This window comes from Candidatus Accumulibacter cognatus, from assembly GCF_000584975.1.
In the GTDB taxonomy this organism is placed as follows: Bacteria; Pseudomonadota; Gammaproteobacteria; order Burkholderiales; family Rhodocyclaceae; genus Accumulibacter; species Accumulibacter cognatus.
On the sequence record NZ_JDST02000110.1, the window covers coordinates 1 to 17,381 of the forward strand.

Annotated in this window: 17 protein-coding genes; 8 read left to right on the forward strand and 9 right to left on the reverse strand. The window is 62.2% G+C overall.

Annotated elements, in window-relative coordinates:
- Nucleotides 1-56 precede the first annotated feature (56 nt).
- Nucleotides 57-209, reverse strand: a complete 153-nt coding sequence (locus tag AW06_RS21125; protein WP_273704864.1) for a hypothetical protein — start codon at nucleotides 207-209, stop codon at nucleotides 57-59.
- A 287-nt stretch (nucleotides 210-496) separates the two neighbouring features.
- Nucleotides 497-2,791 (reverse strand): penicillin-binding protein 1A, encoded by a 2,295-nt coding sequence (locus tag AW06_RS17925; protein WP_034953014.1) that lies wholly within the window; start codon nucleotides 2,789-2,791, stop codon nucleotides 497-499.
- 459 nt (nucleotides 2,792-3,250) lie between these two features.
- Here AW06_RS17925 and AW06_RS17930 point away from each other — a divergent pair, with 459 nt between their 5' ends.
- Nucleotides 3,251-3,727, forward strand: coding sequence for a hypothetical protein (locus AW06_RS17930; protein ID WP_034953016.1), 477 nt, complete (start codon nucleotides 3,251-3,253; stop codon nucleotides 3,725-3,727).
- Between the two features lie 71 nt (nucleotides 3,728-3,798).
- On the opposite strand, the gene AW06_RS17935 is transcribed toward AW06_RS17930, so the two are convergent.
- Nucleotides 3,799-4,416: a riboflavin synthase gene (locus AW06_RS17935; protein ID WP_034953065.1), complete on the reverse strand. Its 618-nt coding sequence runs from the start codon at nucleotides 4,414-4,416 to the stop codon at nucleotides 3,799-3,801.
- Between the two features lie 92 nt (nucleotides 4,417-4,508).
- The gene (ydiK, locus tag AW06_RS17940; protein WP_046535286.1) at nucleotides 4,509-5,639 is read right to left on the reverse strand and encodes an AI-2E family transporter YdiK; all 1,131 of its coding nucleotides are present in this window, start codon (nucleotides 5,637-5,639) and stop codon (nucleotides 4,509-4,511) included.
- A gap of 264 nt (nucleotides 5,640-5,903) precedes the next feature.
- On the opposite strand from ydiK, the gene AW06_RS17945 reads away from it, so the two are divergent.
- Nucleotides 5,904-7,403 carry a polyamine aminopropyltransferase gene (locus AW06_RS17945; RefSeq protein WP_046535289.1) on the forward strand — a complete coding sequence of 500 codons (1,500 nt, stop codon included), beginning with the start codon at nucleotides 5,904-5,906 and terminating at the stop codon, nucleotides 7,401-7,403.
- A complete protein-coding gene (locus tag AW06_RS17950) occupies nucleotides 7,403-9,046 on the forward strand; it encodes an NAD(P)-binding protein (protein WP_034953022.1) in 1,644 nt (547 codons plus the stop codon). Before AW06_RS17945 ends, AW06_RS17950 begins: the two co-directional genes overlap by 1 nt.
- A 43-nt stretch (nucleotides 9,047-9,089) precedes the next feature.
- Here the strand turns inward: AW06_RS17950 and AW06_RS17955 are convergent, their stop codons facing one another.
- Nucleotides 9,090-9,410 carry a cupin domain-containing protein gene (locus tag AW06_RS17955; RefSeq protein ID WP_034953025.1) on the reverse strand — a complete coding sequence of 107 codons (321 nt, stop codon included), beginning with the start codon at nucleotides 9,408-9,410 and terminating at the stop codon, nucleotides 9,090-9,092.
- Nucleotides 9,411-9,421: 11 nt separating this feature from the next.
- Entirely contained in the window at nucleotides 9,422-10,492 is a 1,071-nt protein-coding gene (locus AW06_RS17960; RefSeq protein ID WP_034953028.1) for an alkene reductase, read from the reverse strand.
- A gap of 171 nt (nucleotides 10,493-10,663) precedes the next feature.
- Between AW06_RS17960 and AW06_RS17965 the strand changes: the two genes are divergently transcribed.
- On the forward strand, nucleotides 10,664-11,302 hold the full coding sequence (locus tag AW06_RS17965) for a 3'-5' exonuclease (protein WP_034953032.1): 639 nt from the start codon (nucleotides 10,664-10,666) through the stop codon (nucleotides 11,300-11,302).
- Nucleotides 11,303-11,421: 119 nt separating this feature from the next.
- On the opposite strand, the gene AW06_RS17970 is transcribed toward AW06_RS17965, so the two are convergent.
- Nucleotides 11,422-11,652: a hypothetical protein gene (locus AW06_RS17970; protein ID WP_034953035.1), complete on the reverse strand. Its 231-nt coding sequence runs from the start codon at nucleotides 11,650-11,652 to the stop codon at nucleotides 11,422-11,424.
- A gap of 56 nt (nucleotides 11,653-11,708) precedes the next feature.
- Between AW06_RS17970 and AW06_RS17975 the strand changes: the two genes are divergently transcribed.
- The 4 genes from AW06_RS17975 (at nucleotide 11,709) to AW06_RS17985 (ending at nucleotide 13,818) form a co-directional block, all read left to right on the forward strand.
- Entirely contained in the window at nucleotides 11,709-11,942 is a 234-nt protein-coding gene (locus AW06_RS17975) for a hypothetical protein (protein ID WP_046535285.1), read from the forward strand.
- A 192-nt stretch (nucleotides 11,943-12,134) separates the two neighbouring features.
- Nucleotides 12,135-12,314, forward strand: a complete 180-nt coding sequence (locus AW06_RS21130; protein WP_046535284.1) for a hypothetical protein — start codon at nucleotides 12,135-12,137, stop codon at nucleotides 12,312-12,314.
- A gap of 319 nt (nucleotides 12,315-12,633) precedes the next feature.
- Nucleotides 12,634-13,476: an oxidoreductase gene (locus AW06_RS17980; protein WP_034953037.1), complete on the forward strand. Its 843-nt coding sequence runs from the start codon at nucleotides 12,634-12,636 to the stop codon at nucleotides 13,474-13,476.
- A gap of 60 nt (nucleotides 13,477-13,536) precedes the next feature.
- Entirely contained in the window at nucleotides 13,537-13,818 is a 282-nt protein-coding gene (locus AW06_RS17985) for a toll/interleukin-1 receptor domain-containing protein (RefSeq protein WP_273704867.1), read from the forward strand.
- Between the two features lie 62 nt (nucleotides 13,819-13,880).
- Here AW06_RS17985 and AW06_RS17990 read toward each other — a convergent pair whose 3' ends face one another.
- Together AW06_RS17990 and AW06_RS17995 are read right to left on the reverse strand one after the other, a co-directional pair.
- Nucleotides 13,881-14,897, reverse strand: a complete 1,017-nt coding sequence (locus AW06_RS17990; RefSeq protein WP_034953043.1) for a catalase family peroxidase — start codon at nucleotides 14,895-14,897, stop codon at nucleotides 13,881-13,883.
- Nucleotides 14,898-15,360: 463 nt separating this feature from the next.
- Nucleotides 15,361-16,971, reverse strand: a complete 1,611-nt coding sequence (locus AW06_RS17995) for a methyl-accepting chemotaxis protein (protein ID WP_273704865.1) — start codon at nucleotides 16,969-16,971, stop codon at nucleotides 15,361-15,363.
- Nucleotides 16,972-17,381: the final 410 nt, after the last annotated feature.

Genomic DNA, 17,381 nt, shown 5'->3' on the forward strand with positions numbered 1-17,381 from the left:
AAGCAATGCTCGAATTCTACAGCCCATTACACCAGACAGTGAAAGTCATTTGTTACCTATTTCTGTATAGGTAATTCCACCGAACTGCGGAGCCGGGTCTTGAACTCGCCAGTGACTCCAAAAGCGGCCAGCAGTGCCCGGCCTTCCTCATCCTCCGGCTGGATCAGCAGTGCGCAACCATCGCCTTCCACAACCATCATCACTTTCATTGCGACCTCCATGTTTGCCCGACTCTCGCATGGGACAGGCGGGCCTGATTCGCAGCGGCTGATCAGTTGACTGGGCGCCCGCTGCTCCCGCCAAGGCTGAAAGGTCAGCAGATGAAGGCGTTGACCTCTTGAATAAGTGTCGCTGATCCCGCGCTGCGGGAGGAAGGAAGTAGTGCACAGTCGATCTTCCGCAAGAGGGGAGGCGGAGATTCGTGAGTCGCGCAAGCGACTTTCACATGAAGGAGATCCAGGATCAGGGACATCTCTCTCCCGCTGACGGGAGCCGGTCAGTCCTCCGGCTTGCTGCTTTGGTCGACGGGCGGTGCAGGTTCCAGTTCGGCTGGCGCGTTCTCCTGATAGAACAGTTCTTCGGCCGGGCCCTTGCTGCCTCCCGGTGAAGCCACCGAGACGAGTCCTTCGGGAGCCGGGAGGAAAGCCTCCGGAGCATCCTTGAGCGCTCTGGCCATATAGCTGATCCAGGCCGGCAGGGCGGCCGTTCCACCAGTCTCACCCGCGCCCATGCTGCGCGGCTGATCAAAGCCGATCCACGAACAGCCGACGACCGTTTGCTGGTAACCGCAGAACCAGGCATCGACGTGTTCATTGGTGGTGCCCGTCTTGCCTGCGAGATCCCGACGCTTCAGCGTCGCCGAAGCACGCGCGGCCGTTCCATAAATGGTGACGTCACGCAGCATGCTGTCCATCAGGTAAGCGTTGCGCGGGTCGATTGCGCGCAGGCTTTCCTCGCCGGCGGTGATCGGTTCCGCGCGCGCAAGCACCTGCCCCTTGTCATCCTGGATCTCGCGCACGACATAGGGTCGAATGCGATAGCCGCCGTTGGCAAAAACGGCGTAGGCGGTCACCATTTCCCAGGGTGTCACCGAGCCCGCACCCAGGGCCATGGTCAGGTAGGGCGGATGTTTGTTGGCTGCGAAGCCGAATCGGGTCACGTAGTCCTGGACAAAGTGTACGCCGCTCGCCTGCAGAAGCCGGATCGAGACCATGTTCTTCGACTTGGCCAGCGCGGTGCGCATGCGTATCGGGCCTTCGTACTTGCCGTCGTAGTTTTTGGGTTCCCAGGCCTGGCTGCCGGTCACGGCAGAGGGGAAACTGATTGGTTCGTCATTGATTACGGACGCGGGGGTGAAGCCTTTTTCCAGTGCGGCCGAATAGATGAAGGGCTTGAAGCTCGATCCGGGTTGTCGCCATGCCTGCGTGGCATGATTGAACTTGTTGCGGTTGAAGTCGAAACCGCCAACCAGCGCGCGGATCGCACCATCGTGAGGATCTGCGGCCAGGAAAGCGGCTTCCACTTCCGGCATCTGGACGATACGCCAGTTGTTCTTCTCGTCAGTCTGAACACGAATGATCGCACCACGACGCAAGCGTTTGTTGGGCGGTGCTTTCTCGTCAATCATTCGGGCCGCAAATTTCAGGCCGTCGCCGCTGATGGTGACGATCTCGCCGCCACGGCGGTAGGCACGAATCTTCCGGGTGTCGGCCTGCAGCACGATGGCCGGGTGCAGGTCGTCCGGATCGTGGAAATCCAGCAGCAATTCATCCAGTGTTTCGTCCTGCTCCGACTTGATCTCGCCAATATCGACGTAGGCCTCGGCACCGCGGTAACCATGCCTGCGGTCGTAATCCATCACCCCGCGGCGAACGCTGAGGTAAGCCGCTTCCTGATCATCCTTGAGGATCGTCGTGTACACACGCAGGCCGCGCGTATAGACGTCATCGGGAAAACGCTCAGCGGCTATCTGGCGGGCCATTTCGGTGACAAACTCGGCGTGCATTGGCGTTTCACTGACGTCCCGCCGAATGACCAAGGCCTGATTGAGTGCAGCCTGGTACTGCCGGTCGGTGATGAAGCCGAGCTCGTTCATCCGGTGCAGGACATACTCCTGGCGGACACGGGCACGCTTTGGATTGACTACCGGGTTGTAAGCGGAGGGTGCTTTCGGTAGTCCGGCAAGCATGGCGACTTCGGCGACGGTCAGGTCGGCTAGTGGTTTGCCAAAATAGATTTGCGCGGCAGCGGCGAAACCGTAGGCGCGCTGTCCGAGAAAGATCTGGTTGATGTACAGTTCAAAGATCTGGTCCTTGCTGAGATTGCTTTCGATCTTGAACGCCAGCAGTGCTTCGTAGAGCTTGCGGGTATAGGTTTTTTCCGATGAAAGGAAGAAGTTCTTGGCGACTTGCTGGGTGATCGTCGATGCGCCCTGGCGCTTGCCGCCACTCACTAGGTTGGCGTGCAGCGCACGCAGGACGCCCAGCGTATCGATGCCGCCATGTTGATAAAAGCGCTCGTCCTCTGCCGCCAGGATGGCTTGTTTCATGATCTCCGGAACGTCCTGGATGCGGACTACGGCACGGCGCTCCTCACCGAACTCGCCGAGCAGATAGTCATCCGCAGTGTAAACCCGCAGCGGGATCTTCGGCCGATAATCGGTCAGAATCTCCAGCGATGGCAGGTTCGGGTAGGTCAGGCTGAGGATGATGACCACCATCGCAATGGCGATCGCCGCAATTCCGAGAACGACCACGATCGGATAGATCAACCAGCGGAGGGCAGTAGACAACAGGACGTCCGGAAGTAAAGACAGGTACCCGGCATTATATCCTCTTCCCTCATGACAGGCGCAGCGTTGTCACGGTGGCACGGTGGATCGCCATATCGCGAGCTGTCTTCATTCTGTTATTTCCCGGCTAAACACCCCAATGAGCCGCGCAGTTTTCACTTTCGTTTCTGACTACTGGTGCGTTTGATGTACAAAATACTGCACATCTAGTGCTGCATCGGAGGTCATCATGGGTATTTCCGCAAGCGACGTTATCCCGCTCTCGCACGCCCGAGACCTGAAAACCGACGACGAGCTGCACAACATCCTCGGCAACTACGGCAAGACCATTGCCGGGAACATCCAACTGCGAATGGCGCTGCACTACTACGAGGATATTTCGGAATCCAAGGTCGTCATCAGCCAGTGCTTCACGCCGCTCAAGAACTGCGCCTTTAGCGCCGAGGTAACGTCCTGCCGTTGCATCAGACACCCGACGAGAAGGGCAAGATCGCGCAGATCGTCTATGGCGGGTTCAGCAAGTGCGCTTATCCTTTGCAGAGGTTTCATTCAGACACCGAGCGTGTTCTCGCCTATGTGCCGGAGCGCGACACGCTGCGCAGGTTCCAACCGGTGGCCGGGCAGTTCAACATTTCCTACTGGTTCGGCGCCAACCAACCCGAGTACGTGCCGGACTTCGTTGCCGCAACTGCCGACCACAACCTGATTATCGAGAGCAAAGCGGCCAAGGACATGGAAGCAAGCGACGTGAAGGCCAAGGCGGAGGCAACGTGGTGCAAGAAAGCCGGCGATTATTCGCAGGCACAGGGCGGCAAGCCGTGGAAATATCTGCTGGTGCCACATGATGCGGTGGCCCATAACGCGACGGTGTCCTCACTGGCTGGCCGGTTTTCGGTCGCTTCGTCGTCATCCGCTACGGGTTCGAATCCATGTTAATCAAGCGAGAGCAAGCGCTTTGCCAAGGGCATCGCGGTCAACGAGCAGGGCGAGTTCGCCGCCTTTTATCGTCACCGATGCGCCCCAGCGAACATTGGGGGGTCCAGAAGCCTTTCGCAATAGCGCGCGATCAGGTCGACTTCGAGATTGACCCGGCTGCCGGTTTGCAGGCATCCAAGTGTGGTGGATGCAAGCGTGTGCGGGATCAGGTTGATGCTGAAGGCCGCTCCGTCGACCGAGTTGGTCGTCAGGCTGACCCCATCGACGCTGATCGAGCCCTTGCGTGCGATGTATCTGGCGAGACTTTCCGGCGCACGGATTTCAAGCAGACGATTGTCGCCGACCGGATCGAAACGCAGCACCTCGCCAACGCCGTCGACGTGGCCGGAGACGAGATGCCCGCCCAGGCGGTCAGCCAGGCGCAGCGCCTTTTCGAGGTTGACCGGACCAGGCGCCGCGAGACCCACGGTGCACGCCAGTGATTCGGGCGAGACATCGACGAAAAAGCAATTGTCCTGTTTGTCGACCACCGTCAGGCAGACGCCGCTGCAGGCGATCGAATCGCCGATCCCGACATCATCAAGTCCGAGCCGGCCGGCGTCGACCGTCAGACGGACGGTTGCGGCCCCGTCATCACGTGGGGTGATGTGGGTGATCTGGCCAACAGCGGCAATGATTCCTGAAAACATGGCGAACACCAATCGGACGGAGAAGAGGAGGAAGATCTTAACATGTCATGTCGTACCAACTCTTCCGTTCCTGCCGGCTGGCTCTCGGATCGTCATGAGGCCGGTGGTTGGCTGTGGTCTGGTGACTCGATGACGGCCACCACGCCTGCTGCCGTTTCCGCTTCCTCTGCAGCGGACGGACGCTCGTTGATCCACGCTTCGAGCAGGGTATAGGCGACGGCCAGAACGACCGGGCCGACGAAAATGCCGACCAGTCCAAAGGCCAGCATGCCGCCGATGACGCCGGCGAGGATCAGCAGCAAGGGGAGGTCGGCGCCCTGCCTGATCAGGAGCGGACGCAGGAAATTGTCCATGGTGCCGACGAAAATCGCCCAGACGAGAAGAAAGGTGCCCCAGCCGCTGCTGTCACTCCAGTACAGCCAGAATACGGCGGGTGCGAGAACCAGCGCCGGTCCAAGCTGCGCGATGCAGCACATGAACATCAGTGCGGTCAGGACGGGGACGAACGGCAGGCCGGCGATGGCCAGGCCGATACCGCCGAGGATCGACTGTACGAATGCGGTAATGCCGACCCCGAGGGCCACGGCGCGAATCGCCTGACCGGCCAGCACCACTGCGCTCTCGCCACGTGCACCGCCGAGACGATGGCCGAAACGCCGTACGCCGGCAGCGAAGCGCTCGCCAGAGGCATAGAGGATCGCAGACAGCGCGACGGTGAGCAGAAACTGAACGAAAACCAGTCCGAAGCTGCCTATTTCGCTGACGAACCACTTGGTCAGGTTGCCCGCGTAGGGAGCTGCCTTGGCGGCGAGTTCTGCCGTGCCGACTGCCGCAAGCTGCGCCCAGGCCTCCTCGGCACGTGCGCCGACCAGCGGCAGCTCACCGATCCATGCCGGTGGCAATGGAAGTCTGAACTCGGTCAGGTCTTTTCCCCATTCGACGATCCGATCGGCATTATCGACGAGGGTGGCAATCGCCAGCGACAGCGGAACGACCAGAATCAGCAGGACCAGGAGGGTCATGGCGATCACTGCCGGAGTGCGGCGATTGCCAAGGCGTCGCTGCACCCGCAGCAGCAGGGGCCAGGTGGCGATGACGACCATCGTTGCCCAGATCAGTGCCGGCAGAAACGGGCGCAGGATCCAGACCGAAGCGGCGATCAGCGCACAGAGGAACAGCACCGCCAGTACAGGACGGGCCATTTCGGGCTCGTTGGGGTTCATCGTATAGTCATCCGAATCCAGGGTTCTCCGGGGGCACGAGCGTGAACCACGATTCGCCCGACCAGGACTTCTCTGGCTTGTTTGTTGAGCGCATGGTAACGCAATTCGGGGCTGGCGAGCTACGCCGCCGTTTTGGCTGGCGGGTGGCTGCCTGCTCGCCCGTCGGTGGACCTCCTGCGCCTGGCGGCAGGATTCGCTTTTCGGAATAGAATGGCCTGCGGGCGCCTTGCCCGTTGGCCTGTGAATCGCTGACCCGTCCCGATGATGAACCACGCGCTGCTCTTTTCCGTTTTCATAGTCGCTTCCTGTGGGCTGGCTTACGAGCTGATCGCCGGGGCTTTGGCGAGTTATCTGCTCGGCGACTCGATCACCCAGTTCTCGACGGTCATCGGGACCTACCTGTTTGCCATGGGAATCGGTTCGTGGCTGTCGCGCTACATCGAAAAACAGCTGGTGGCGCGCTTCATTCAGGTCGAGTTGCTGGTCGGCGTTCTCGGTGGCTTTTCGGCAGCGGCGCTGTTCTTCATCTTCGCCTGGTCGCCGGCACCGTTCAAGCTGGCGCTGTATCTGGCGGTGGTCGCCATCGGCGTGCTGGTCGGGCTGGAAATTCCGCTGATCATGCGCATCCTCAAGCGCGACCTGGTATTCAAGGATCTCGTCTCGCAGGTGCTGACCTTCGATTATCTCGGTGCGCTTGCCGTTTCGATTCTCTTTCCCGTGCTGCTGGTACCGCATCTCGGGCTGATGCGCAGCGGTCTGTTGTTCGGCCTGCTCAACGTCGCGGTGGCGCTCTGGGCGTGGTGGCTGTTTCGCCAGCAACTGGAGAACGCCGGCTGGCTGCGCGTGCAGGGTGCTGTCTCGCTGCTGGCGCTGCTCGCGGCATTTGCCGCGGCGGGCGAACTGACTTCACTGGCTGAAGCGCATCTCTACGCCGATGAAATCGTGCATGCCGAGAATACGCCGTATCAGCGCATCGTCGTCACACGCTGGAAGGATGATTTGCGCCTCCATCTCAACAACAATCTGCAGTTCAGTTCGCGCGACGAGTACCGCTATCACGAGGCACTGGTCCATCCGGGGCTGGCCACGCTGCCGACAGCAGGCCACGTGCTGGTGCTGGGCGGCGGTGACGGGCTGGCCCTGCGCGAGATTCTCAAGTACCCGCAGATCAAGTCGGTGACGCTGGTCGACCTCGACCCGGCGATGACCCGCCTCTTCGCAAGTGCGCCACCTCTACGCAAACTCAATCAGGACTCGCTGCACTCGCCGAAGGTGCAGGTGGTCAATGCCGACGGGCTACAGTGGCTCGAGGAAAACGACGCTCTCTTCGATTTTGTCGTCGTCGATTTCCCTGATCCGTCGAACTTTGCGATCGGCAAACTCTACAGCGCCGCTTTCTACCGCCTGCTCGAAAAGCACCTGGCGGGAGGGGGCTTGATGGTCGTCCAGTCCACCTCGCCACTCTATGCACGACAATCTTTCTGGTGCGTCGTCACGACGCTGGAGAGCGTCGGCCTGGTCGCCACCCCCTACCACGCTCTGGTGCCGTCGTTCGGTGAATGGGGTTTCGTGCTTGCCGGTCGCCGCGACTATCGGCCACCGCAGTTCTACGCCGTCGAAACCCGCTTCCTGAGCCCCGAAACGACGCCGGCCCTGTTTCTCTTTCCAAAGGACATGGCGCGCGTCGAGGCCGAGGTGAACCGGCTCAACAACCAGGTACTGGTCCGCTACTTCGAGCACGAGTGGCGGCAGGTGATACGCTGATGGATCGACGCGATTTCCTCACCGCAGTTGCCGCAGCTGGTGCAGCTTCGCTCACTGGTTGCGGCAGCGCACCAGTCCCCTTGCCGCCTGGCGATCTGCTCGGGGCTTCGCTCGACCTGGGGCATCGGCTGCGTGCGCGGAACTTCGCTCCGCCCGGCGAGACCAGGCAGGTACCGGTGCTGATCGTCGGCGCCGGCATCGGCGGACTCGCCGCCGGCTGGAAACTCGCCCAGTCGGGCTTCGCCGATTTCCTGATCGTTGAACTCGAGAGCGAAGCTGGCGGCAATTCGCGCGCCGGGAGCAACGCCGTCAGCGCCTATCCCTGGGGCGCGCATTACCTGCCACTGCCGACACGCGAGGCGACAGCGGTGCGCGAGTTGCTCGCCGAGCTGGGTGTGCTGCAGGGCGATCCGCGCGCCGTGCAGCCGGTCTATGACGAGCGCTACCTGTGTGCGACGCCGCAGGAACGACTCTATCGTCACGGCCGCTGGCAGGAAGGCCTGATGCCGCAGACCGGGGTCAGTGCCGCCGAGCGCCACCAGTATCAGCAGTTCGGCGAATTGATGGAGGATTTCAGGCTCCGCCGCGATGGCCTCGGGCGACGTGCCTTCGCCTTGCCGATGGCGCTGTCGAGCCGCGCTCCCGAGCTGCTGGCGCTCGACCGGATCAGCATGCGCGACTGGCTGCTCACGCAGGGTTTCGATTCACCGCATCTGCACTGGTACGTCAACTACGCCTGCCGCGATGATTATGGAACCGGCAGCGCGGCGGTCTCGGCCTGGGCCGGCATTCACTATTTTGCGTGTCGCGACGGCGAGGCGCAGAACGCAGGCAGCGAAACCGTGCTCACCGCACCGGCAGGCAACGCCTGGCTGGTGGCCGGCATGCTGCGCTCGATCCAGGCGCGCGTTGGCGAGCGCTTGCTGACGGATGCGCTGGTCTTCCATGTCGCTACCGCTGCGCGCGGCCGTCCGATCGCCGTCGATCTGTTCCTGCCAGGCGAAGACCGGACGCTGCGCCTGCTCGTCGAACAACTGATCTGGGCCGCGCCCTTGTTTCTCGTTCCCCAGGTCTTCGCCGGACAACCCGCGTTGCACGCCGCCGCTCGCAGCTACAGCTACGCGCCCTGGCTGGTTGCCAACCTGACCTTGTCGCGCTTCCCCGACGACCGTGTCGGCGCAGCACCGGCCTGGGACAACGTCCTCTACGGCGGTGCCAGCCTGGGTTATGTGGTGGCGACGCACCAGCAGATGCGCCTGCGACCGGGGGCAACGGTGTTCACCTGTTACCGGGCCTTCGACGACATGAGCCCGCAACGGGGCCGCGAAGCGCTACGCGACACGCCACGCGAGATCTGGGCCGAACAGATCCTCGCCGAACTCGAGCAGCCGCACCCCGACATCCGGCAACTGACGACTCGCCTGGATATCTTTCGTAATGGCCATGCCATGGCCCGTCCCTTGCCCGGTCTGATTACCGGTGCGGCGCGCCAGCAATTTGCCATCGACGGCGAACGCCTGCGCTTCGCACACGCCGACGTTAGTGGCTTTTCGCTGTTTGAGGAGGCACAGTACCGCGGTGTGCTGGCCGCGGAAAGAACGCTACGCCGGCTCGGGGTACGCTTTCGTTCTTCGCTGGGGTGATGTAGTGACGGTTCAGGAATTCGGCGATTGTCCGGGCAGCATGTCACTGACGAGCGTAATGCACTGCCAGCCAGACCGTCTCCGCCTGCGGATCCGTCCACGCCACCCGGTGTTTCTGGTGTGCCGGGATCAGCAGCCAGTCGCCCGGGCCCAGGCGGACTTCATGACCGTCGGCAAAAGCCAAGCGAGCAGCTCCTTGCACAAGCAGCACCCATTCGTTGCGCTCCTGGTCATACCAGAATGGTTCAGGCGAGACGTGGCCTCGGGAGACGATACGCTCGATGTGGACGGCGTCGCTCCGGGCCAGGATCTCGCAGAGTTCTTCGGGCAGGTCGCGAGGGATGTTGGCGAAGAGGTTGTTCATGGCGCCAGGGATCAGGCGGTCATCGCCGGATAGTCGGTGTAGCCTTCCGGTCCCGGCGTATAGAACGTCCCCGGATTGGGCTTGTTCAGCGCTGCGCCGGCCTGGATTCGTGCCGGCAGATCGGGATTGGCGAGGAAGCCGGTGCCAAAGGCAACCGCATCGAGCCTTCCTTCGCCAATGGCCTGCGCCGCTTCGCTGGCGGTGTAGCCCATGTTGCCGATCAGCGTCCCTTGGTAGTTCGCCCGCACCGGCGTCAGCACGTCACCGCTCTGCTGCCGGAAGAAGTCGGCGCGCATCACGTGCAGGTAGGCGAGGGCGAAATCGTTGAGCCGTTCGGCAAGCCAGGTGACGAGTCCGATCGGGTCGCTGTCGATCATGCTGTTGTAGCTGTTGAGCGGCGAAAGGCGCAGGCCGACCCGGTTGCTGCCCCAGACGCCACTGACGGCTGTGATCACTTCGAACAGCAGGCGAGCCCGGTTTTCGAGCGAGCCACCGTATGGACCCGAGCGCTTGTTGGCGCCGTCGCGCAGGAACTCGTCGAGCAGGTAGCCGTTGGCGCCGTGGACTTCAACGCCATCGAAGCCCGCTGCCTGGGCATTTTCGGCCGCTTTCCGAAAGCCGGCGACAATGCCTGGCAGTTCGTCGTCGCGCAGTTCACGCGGGATGACGTAGGGCTGCTTGCCCTGCGGTGTCAGCACCTCGTCACCGGTGATCGCAATCGCGCTCGGGGCCACCGGCTGGGCGCCACCGTTCAGCAGTGGATGGCACGCGCGGCCGCCGTGCCAGATCTGCAGGAAGATTCGGCCGCCGGCGGCGTGCACTGAATCGGTGGTCCGCTTCCAGCCGGCCACCTGGGCGGGAGAGTGTATTCCGGGCTCCCTCCAGAATGCGGAGTTGTTCTCCATCGCCATGGTGGCTTCGGCAATGATCAACCCGGCAGTCGCTCGTTGGGCGTAGTATTCGCTCATCAATGCAGTGGGCACGTGCTCGGCGTCGGCCCGGCAGCGGGTCAGGGGGGCCATGAAAATCCGGTTCGGGGCAGTCAGGGCGCCAAGCTTGAGCGGGCTGAAAAGCGTGGTCATGGTTGCAAGTCTCCTGAGATATGGGGTGACGAATACTAACCCAACGCAATTGATCACTGCGGCTGCCTGGCGAATAATCGCCCCATACGGTCAAGCCCCCCCAGGAGTTCCCGATGTCGCAACCACCGAAACGCGCCCTGATCGTCATTCGTTTCTTGAAAGGTTTCCAGCATGCAGGATCCACGCGTCGCACCGACGACGGCCGAGATGGCGCTCCTGGCGTCATTCCCCGGTCTGTCACTCGAAAGAATCTGCGTACCGGAGACGAAGGCGCAGTTCGCAGCTGCTGCGACTGACCTCGCGCAGCATCGCTTCCTTGGCTTTGACACGGAGTCCAGGCCGACCTTCAGGAAAGGCGAGGTTTCGCAAGGCCCGCACGTCGTCCAGCTAACGACTCTGGAAACGGCGTACATCTTCCAGTTGCACCGGGTCGACTGCCACGCGGTTCTTGGCCAGCTGCTCGAGGCGACCGACCTGGTCAAGGTCGGCTTCGAGCTGAAGTCCGACCGTGCGGGACTGCAAAGGAAGCTCGGCATCACCACCAGATCGGTGCTTGACCTGACCGTAGTCTTCCGTCGTGACGGTTATCGGAAGGCAGTAGGGGTGCGGGCGGCGGTGGCCATCGTCTTTAATCAGCGGCTCAGAAAGTCGCGGAGCGTCACCACGTCAAACTGGGCTGCTCCGAAACTGACCCCCAATCAACTGCTCTACGCAGCCAACGACGCCTATGCCGCGATCAGGGTTCTGCACGCATTGAACAAACCGGAGTCGGAGCTGCCGATCGCCGATCACTCAGGCCAGCCCAGCTGAGTCATCCCTTGCGAACGCCCTGGACGACCGTTCAGACAGGTGATTCGCCATCCGCTATCGAGTGCTGGGACAATGGCAATACTCCAGCCTGCTATGCCGACACCGTGACGCCATTGGCGCTATGCACGCACAGAGCCAAGCACCTGACTCCAGCCTTCGGCGTAGAAGACGTTGGTGTTGGTGCCGGTGAGATCGGCGATGGCGAAATCGCAGAAGATCAGGTACTCGAACATCGGCTTGTGGACGCCGCAGCCGGTGGCCTCCGCGTTGGCGCGCAGTGTCTCCATGCCCGCTGCCGCGATGGCCGGGGCGATCAGTTCGCGGTACACTGCGTCAAAGTCGACCGCCATCCCGGAGGGAATGACCTCCTGTCAGAAGGGCATGAGAACGAAACAAGGAGCACACCATGGACGCCGAATGGGTTCTCGCAACGCTTACCGATGCACTCGAAACGCTCGAAAGCGCGATTGAAGAAGTCGAGGCCGATCCGGACGCCATCGCGGAGCTGTTGCCGGCAGCGATTCCGGCGGTCTACGCCAAGCTCAACTACGCTTGGAACAGCCGCATACTCGGCGCCGCGGCGCTCGATCAGGTTGATCACGACGAGTTGATTGCTTTCCCGAAGGACTTGCCTTTCTGAGCCGATGAGGTGGTGCTCGTCGAATTTGGACAGACACTGATCGCGGCACCGCTTGAGCCCGTTCTCGATGTCGAGCGCCTCTTACCGGGGCAGAAGGCGCTGTGGGCAAGCAGACGTGAGGCGTCATCGAACAGGGAGACGCCCTTTGGCATTCGTCCATCAAGGCCTTGGGCTCAGTCGGTGAGTACCCCCTTGAATCGTTTGGATGTGGCTCTTCTGAGCTACGGTATCTCGGCGCTCAAATCGGCTGATCACATCCAGCACCTGCAGGGCAAGTTATCCGCCTATCTGGTACGTTACGCGAGTGACTTTGTCGTCATGTTGAACGGCATCCCGCTGCGGCTCCACCGCTTGAGTCTGCCTGGCCGTTGAACCGCAGGGCTGGCCCGTCACCCGTGCAGCGGTTCCGTGGATAACCAGTGGCCCGATGTCCGTCGCACGCTTCTCGGCCTGTTTGGCGGATCGCATTTCCTTGGGAGTCAACAGCGGCTGCTTCTTCTGTTCCTTGTTGCCCTGCCTTATCTTGCTCATGATCGTATTCATCGTCGTGGCCAGGGTGAAGAAGCACAACGACTAATCGATACAAGGACTGCGCACGCAAGCGCTGGCCAGCGGTGTGCGACAAAGACGACCATTCGCACGGCGGATCGGGTATCTTATCCTGACCCACAACATATCTCGCGAGTTGACCATGACCTCCACCCCCTCCGTCTGGCTGATTACCGGCTGCTCGACCGGCTTCGGCCGCGAACTCTCCAGAGTGCTGCTGCAGCGCGGCTACCGCGTCGTCGTGACGGCGCGCAATCCGGCAACGCTCGACGAATTTGTCCCGGCCGGGAACGCCCTGGTCGCCGCCCTCGACGTGACCGTTCCGCAGCAGATCGCAGACGTCGTCCGGCAGGCCGAAGAACGCTTCGGGCAGATCGATGTGCTGGTGAACAACGCCGGCTACGGCTATCTGTCGGCGGTCGAGGAAGGCGAGGACGACGAAGTCCGGGCGATGTTCGAGACCAACGTCTTCGGCCTGGCCAACATGACGAAGGCCGTGCTCCCAGGGATGCGCGCCCGCCGTCGCGGCCACATTGTCAACATCTCGTCGGTGGGCGGATTGGTCGGTTTTCCGGGCATCGGCTACTACAACGCCAGCAAGTTTGCCGTCGAGGGACTGTCCGAGGCCCTGGCCAAGGAAACCGCGGCGCTCGGCATCAAGGTGACGATCGTCGAGCCGGGCCCGTTTCGCACGGATTGGGCGGGCCGGTCACTGAAGATGCCGAAAAACGCCATCGCCGACTACGCTTCGTCCGCGGGCGCCCGCCGGGCCGTCATCCAAAGCTACAGTGGCAGGCAGCAGGGCGACCCGGTGCGCGGTGCGGAAGCGATCATTCGGGCGGTCGAAGCGCCGCAGGCGCCGCTGCATTTGCTGCTTGGCCGGCCGGCGCTCGAACTGACCGCCGTCAAGCTGAAGGAGTTTTCGGCGGAGATGGCGACCTGGCGGGAGGTTTCGCTCGGTGCCGACTTTCCGGACGCGGGTTGACCGGAAAGGGTCCGCAGGATCGACACCCGGCATGAGTGCACGCCCGGTCCGGCGATTTTCATCAGCTACGCGCGCAGCGACCGGCAGATCGCCGGTCGTCTGGTGGCCGAACTGCGGCGCGCTGGCCGTGACTGCTGGCTCGACACCAGCGAAATCACTGGCGGTGAGGTATGGGAGGCGGCCATTGCCGAAGGCATCGAGCGAGCCTACGCCGTCGTCACCCTGGTCTCCGCGGTCGCCAACACCAGCAAATGGGTGCGGGTGGAGTTCCTGTTGGCGGAGAAGCGCGGCAAGCCCATCGTGCCGCTACCGGTGGCGAAGGCCGGCGCTCGCTGCCGGTGAGCGTCGCGGCCCACTTCCTGGTTTCGATGACGCCGGCGGCCTTGCGGCGAGGCGCAGCAGCCTTACTGCTGCTTGGCGCCTTCGCTCAGGCGACGTCCCAGCGAAACGGCGTAAGGCGCTGCACGTGCCTCGAGCAGCGGGTCGGCCGAAGGCAGCACACCCCTGGGCATGACCATGGGGTTGTAGGTGATGTTCAGGCAAGCGCCGCCGGCGTCTGGCGACACCGAAGTGACCTTCAGCGTGCCCAGCGTGACTTTCTTGCGGCCCTCGGGCAGCGGTACCGTGGCGTTGTCGATCCGGTCTCCCGGCTGTGCCAACTCGAGATTGAAGTGGAATGCCACCTTGCCGTCCTTGACGCGCTGGCGCAGGTCATCGAAGAGGAAGTTCGGGCCCTTGGCCTTGGCTTCCTCGTCGGTCAGTCCCTGAACGCCACCGACGGGCTCGAAGACCCACTTGCCATATTGCCTCACCCCACCGGCATTGACGAAGCCATAGCCATGGACGCCCCAGTAGTTGACGCTGCCAAAGCTTGCCGGAACGGGCTGCGACGCGAAGTGCTTGCCCTGCAGAAGCACTTCCGGGTTGGCGTCGTTGAAGGCCTTGACCCTGGCCGGATCGGCTTGCCTGGTGGCGGGGTCGGGCTGTCGTGACGCCACCAGCGCGAAGAACTGCTGCGGCGACGAGGCAGCAAACACCGGTGCCGAAATGTTGCCCATCTGCCATTGCTCGCCGTCGGGCAGATCGAACTGGAGCGCCAGGTTGCGCTGGGTCCTGGTGTTGTCGGCGGCCTTCGGGTTGGCCCCACCGACCGAGAATCGCACCAGCACCGGGATCGGCTTGCCGCTGAAGGCCGAGGCGGTGGACAGGGCGCGGGCATCGGCCGTGCCGACGAATTCGCCCAGCGCACAGATCCCCTTCGCACCCGAGCGCCGATAGCCTTCGTATTTGCCGAAGGTGGCTTCGAACTGGTCGATGAAGGCCGACGGATCAACTTGTTGGGCAGCAGACGATTGCGCAACAGCGCTCATCGACAAGACGGAGGCGCCGGCGGCCAGGGCGGAAAGAATCCAGGTTTTCATGAATAGGGTCTCCAGTGTGGTCATCAAGATGGGGAACGCGCCAAAAGCCGGGACATGGCGATTCAGCGATCGTGGCGCTTAGTCTCTCGACGCCTCAAGACCTTACAAACTGCGCAGAATGTCGCCGCGCGACACCACGCCGAGCAGTAAGTCATACTGTTTCCCTTGCGGGTTCGAGTTGCCTGCCAATATCGGCCTGATGGAAGTGTTGCCAAGGAGGCGGTGATGTCAAGGGCTTGGCTTTGCCCGGACTACGTCCGCCGGACATCGCTGCTCCCTCGATCCCTGCCCCCATACCCCGTTTCCCCACGAAACGACATGGACCCTGGGGAAAGTCATGGCCGTTCACCGTTCACTCAAGGACAACCGGTCGGGTTCGACCATTGTTCAGGAGCCTGAAGAAAGGCAGGAGAGAACGAGCAATACTGCGGATCGGCCGCGCGGTAGGTTGATTCGCAGCCTCTCAGGTCCTGAACTGCGCGACGGTATTGCGCAGGCCTCCCGCCAGATTGCTGAGGGTTCGCGCCGCGCTGGCGGTTTCTTCGGCCGCGGCATTATTCTCCTCGGATGTCTGCGCGACCTGCTCGACACGCTGGGCAATCTGCTGGCTGGCGATCGATTGTTCCTGAATGGCGCTGCCGATGTCGTTCACCACGGAGACCACCTGATCGACGCTGCTGCGAATGTCGCGGATCGCTTCGCCGGCCGATCCGGCCAGCTCGACGCCACGATCGACCTGCTGCACGGCGGTTTCCATCGAGTCGAGGGAATTGCGGGTTTCGTGTTGAATCTGCTGGACCATGTTGTTGATCTCGTTGGTGGCCTTGCCGGTACGCTCGGCGAGCTTGCGCACCTCGTCGGCGACGACCGCGAAGCCACGGCCCGACTCGCCGGCTCGGGCCGCCTCGATCGCCGCGTTCAGCGCCAGCAGATTGGTCTGATCGGCCACCTCCTTGATCACCTGCACCACCGTAGAGATGCGCTTCGCGCTTTCTTCGAGGGTACGCATCGCTTCGGATGTCTGGCGGACGGTGTCGGCGATGTGGTTGATGGCGCTGGTCGCCTGCTCGATCACGCCGCCGCCGCTGTCCGACAGTTCAGCCGCATGGCTTGCCGTTTTCAGCGCATCGCGGGCATTGTCTGCCACCTGACTGATGCTCACCGACATCTGTTCTACCACCGCCGCCATCGAGGCTGCCGAATCGCTGGCCGAGCGCGAGGCGGCCGCCACCTGCTGTGAAGACCCGGCCAGTGTCTGCGCAGCGTCCTCGGTGCTGATCACGGTACTGCCGATATTCTTCAATATCGTCCGCAGTCGCAACTGCATCTGCTGCTGGTGCGCCATCAGGCTCTGCGTGTCGCCGCTTTGCAGCGCGAGATCCTGACTCAGGTCGCCGTCGGCGATGCGTTGCACTAGTTGCCGGGCATATTCGGGCTCACCACCCAGCTGGCCGGTGATCCGCCGCGTGACCAGCAATGCGATACCGATTGCGATCGCCACTCCCGAGAGCAGCAGCCCGATCAACAGTTTTTCCGCCAACTCGTGTGCCGCTTCGGCCGCTTGCTCGGCTTGTAATTTACGCTCCTGCTGAATCTTGATGAACTTCTCGCTTTCCGCGGCCAACTCGCGCTGTGCTTTGCGCGCCTCTCCCTGGATCAGATCGCGCATTGCATCGAGACTTCCTTCCTTGCCGAACGCAACCGCCTGCTCGTGGCTGCGCACGTAGCGCTCATTCAGCGTGCGCATGTTGGCCGCAATCTGCCGGGTTTCGGGGTTGCGCTGATACTTCTCGAGTTCTTCCGCCAACTGGGTGTTTTCCTTGCCGGCCTTGGTCGCACGCTCCAGTTGCTGGTCGCGTTCATCGGCGGTGACCAATGCCCCGAGTTCATAACGCCGCATGCCGTTAACTCGCTCGGCAATTTCACGCGACATTGACTCGTTGCGACTCACCCGGACGATATTGTCGACCGCCTTGTTGATCAGGTTGAGCTGCCAGTAAGCGATGACCACCTGAACTGCCATGACCGTACAGACAGCGGCGAATCCACTGCAGAGAAGCGTCTTGATTTTCATTGTTGGAGCCTCTTGGAGATGAATGATGGAGTGTGACGGGAAGGGGTACATGGCTGTCGGGCAGGTATGCCATTGCCAGTGGCACGCACTTTGCTATACACTACAACGTATTGTCAACGCTAAGGTTTTCGCCTTCCCTGCGGGAGCGCTCCGGGGGCTGTACGGGCGAATCTGGAGCAGTTCTCCGGAGCATCACGCTGCCTTCCGCGCTGCTGCAGGAAGCTTGTCCGTAGGCGGGACTGTTAAGCGGTCAGCAAAAAGTGTTCCGCGTTTCGATGCACACTTTTCGAGGCTAGGAGTCTCTGAAGATCTGAGAATTTATCTGGGGGAGCTAAGAATGCGCTCACCCCGCAACCGGTGTCACCGTCCGTGGCGTCTGCCGACAATCCCCTTCTGAACTCCCTCTTACG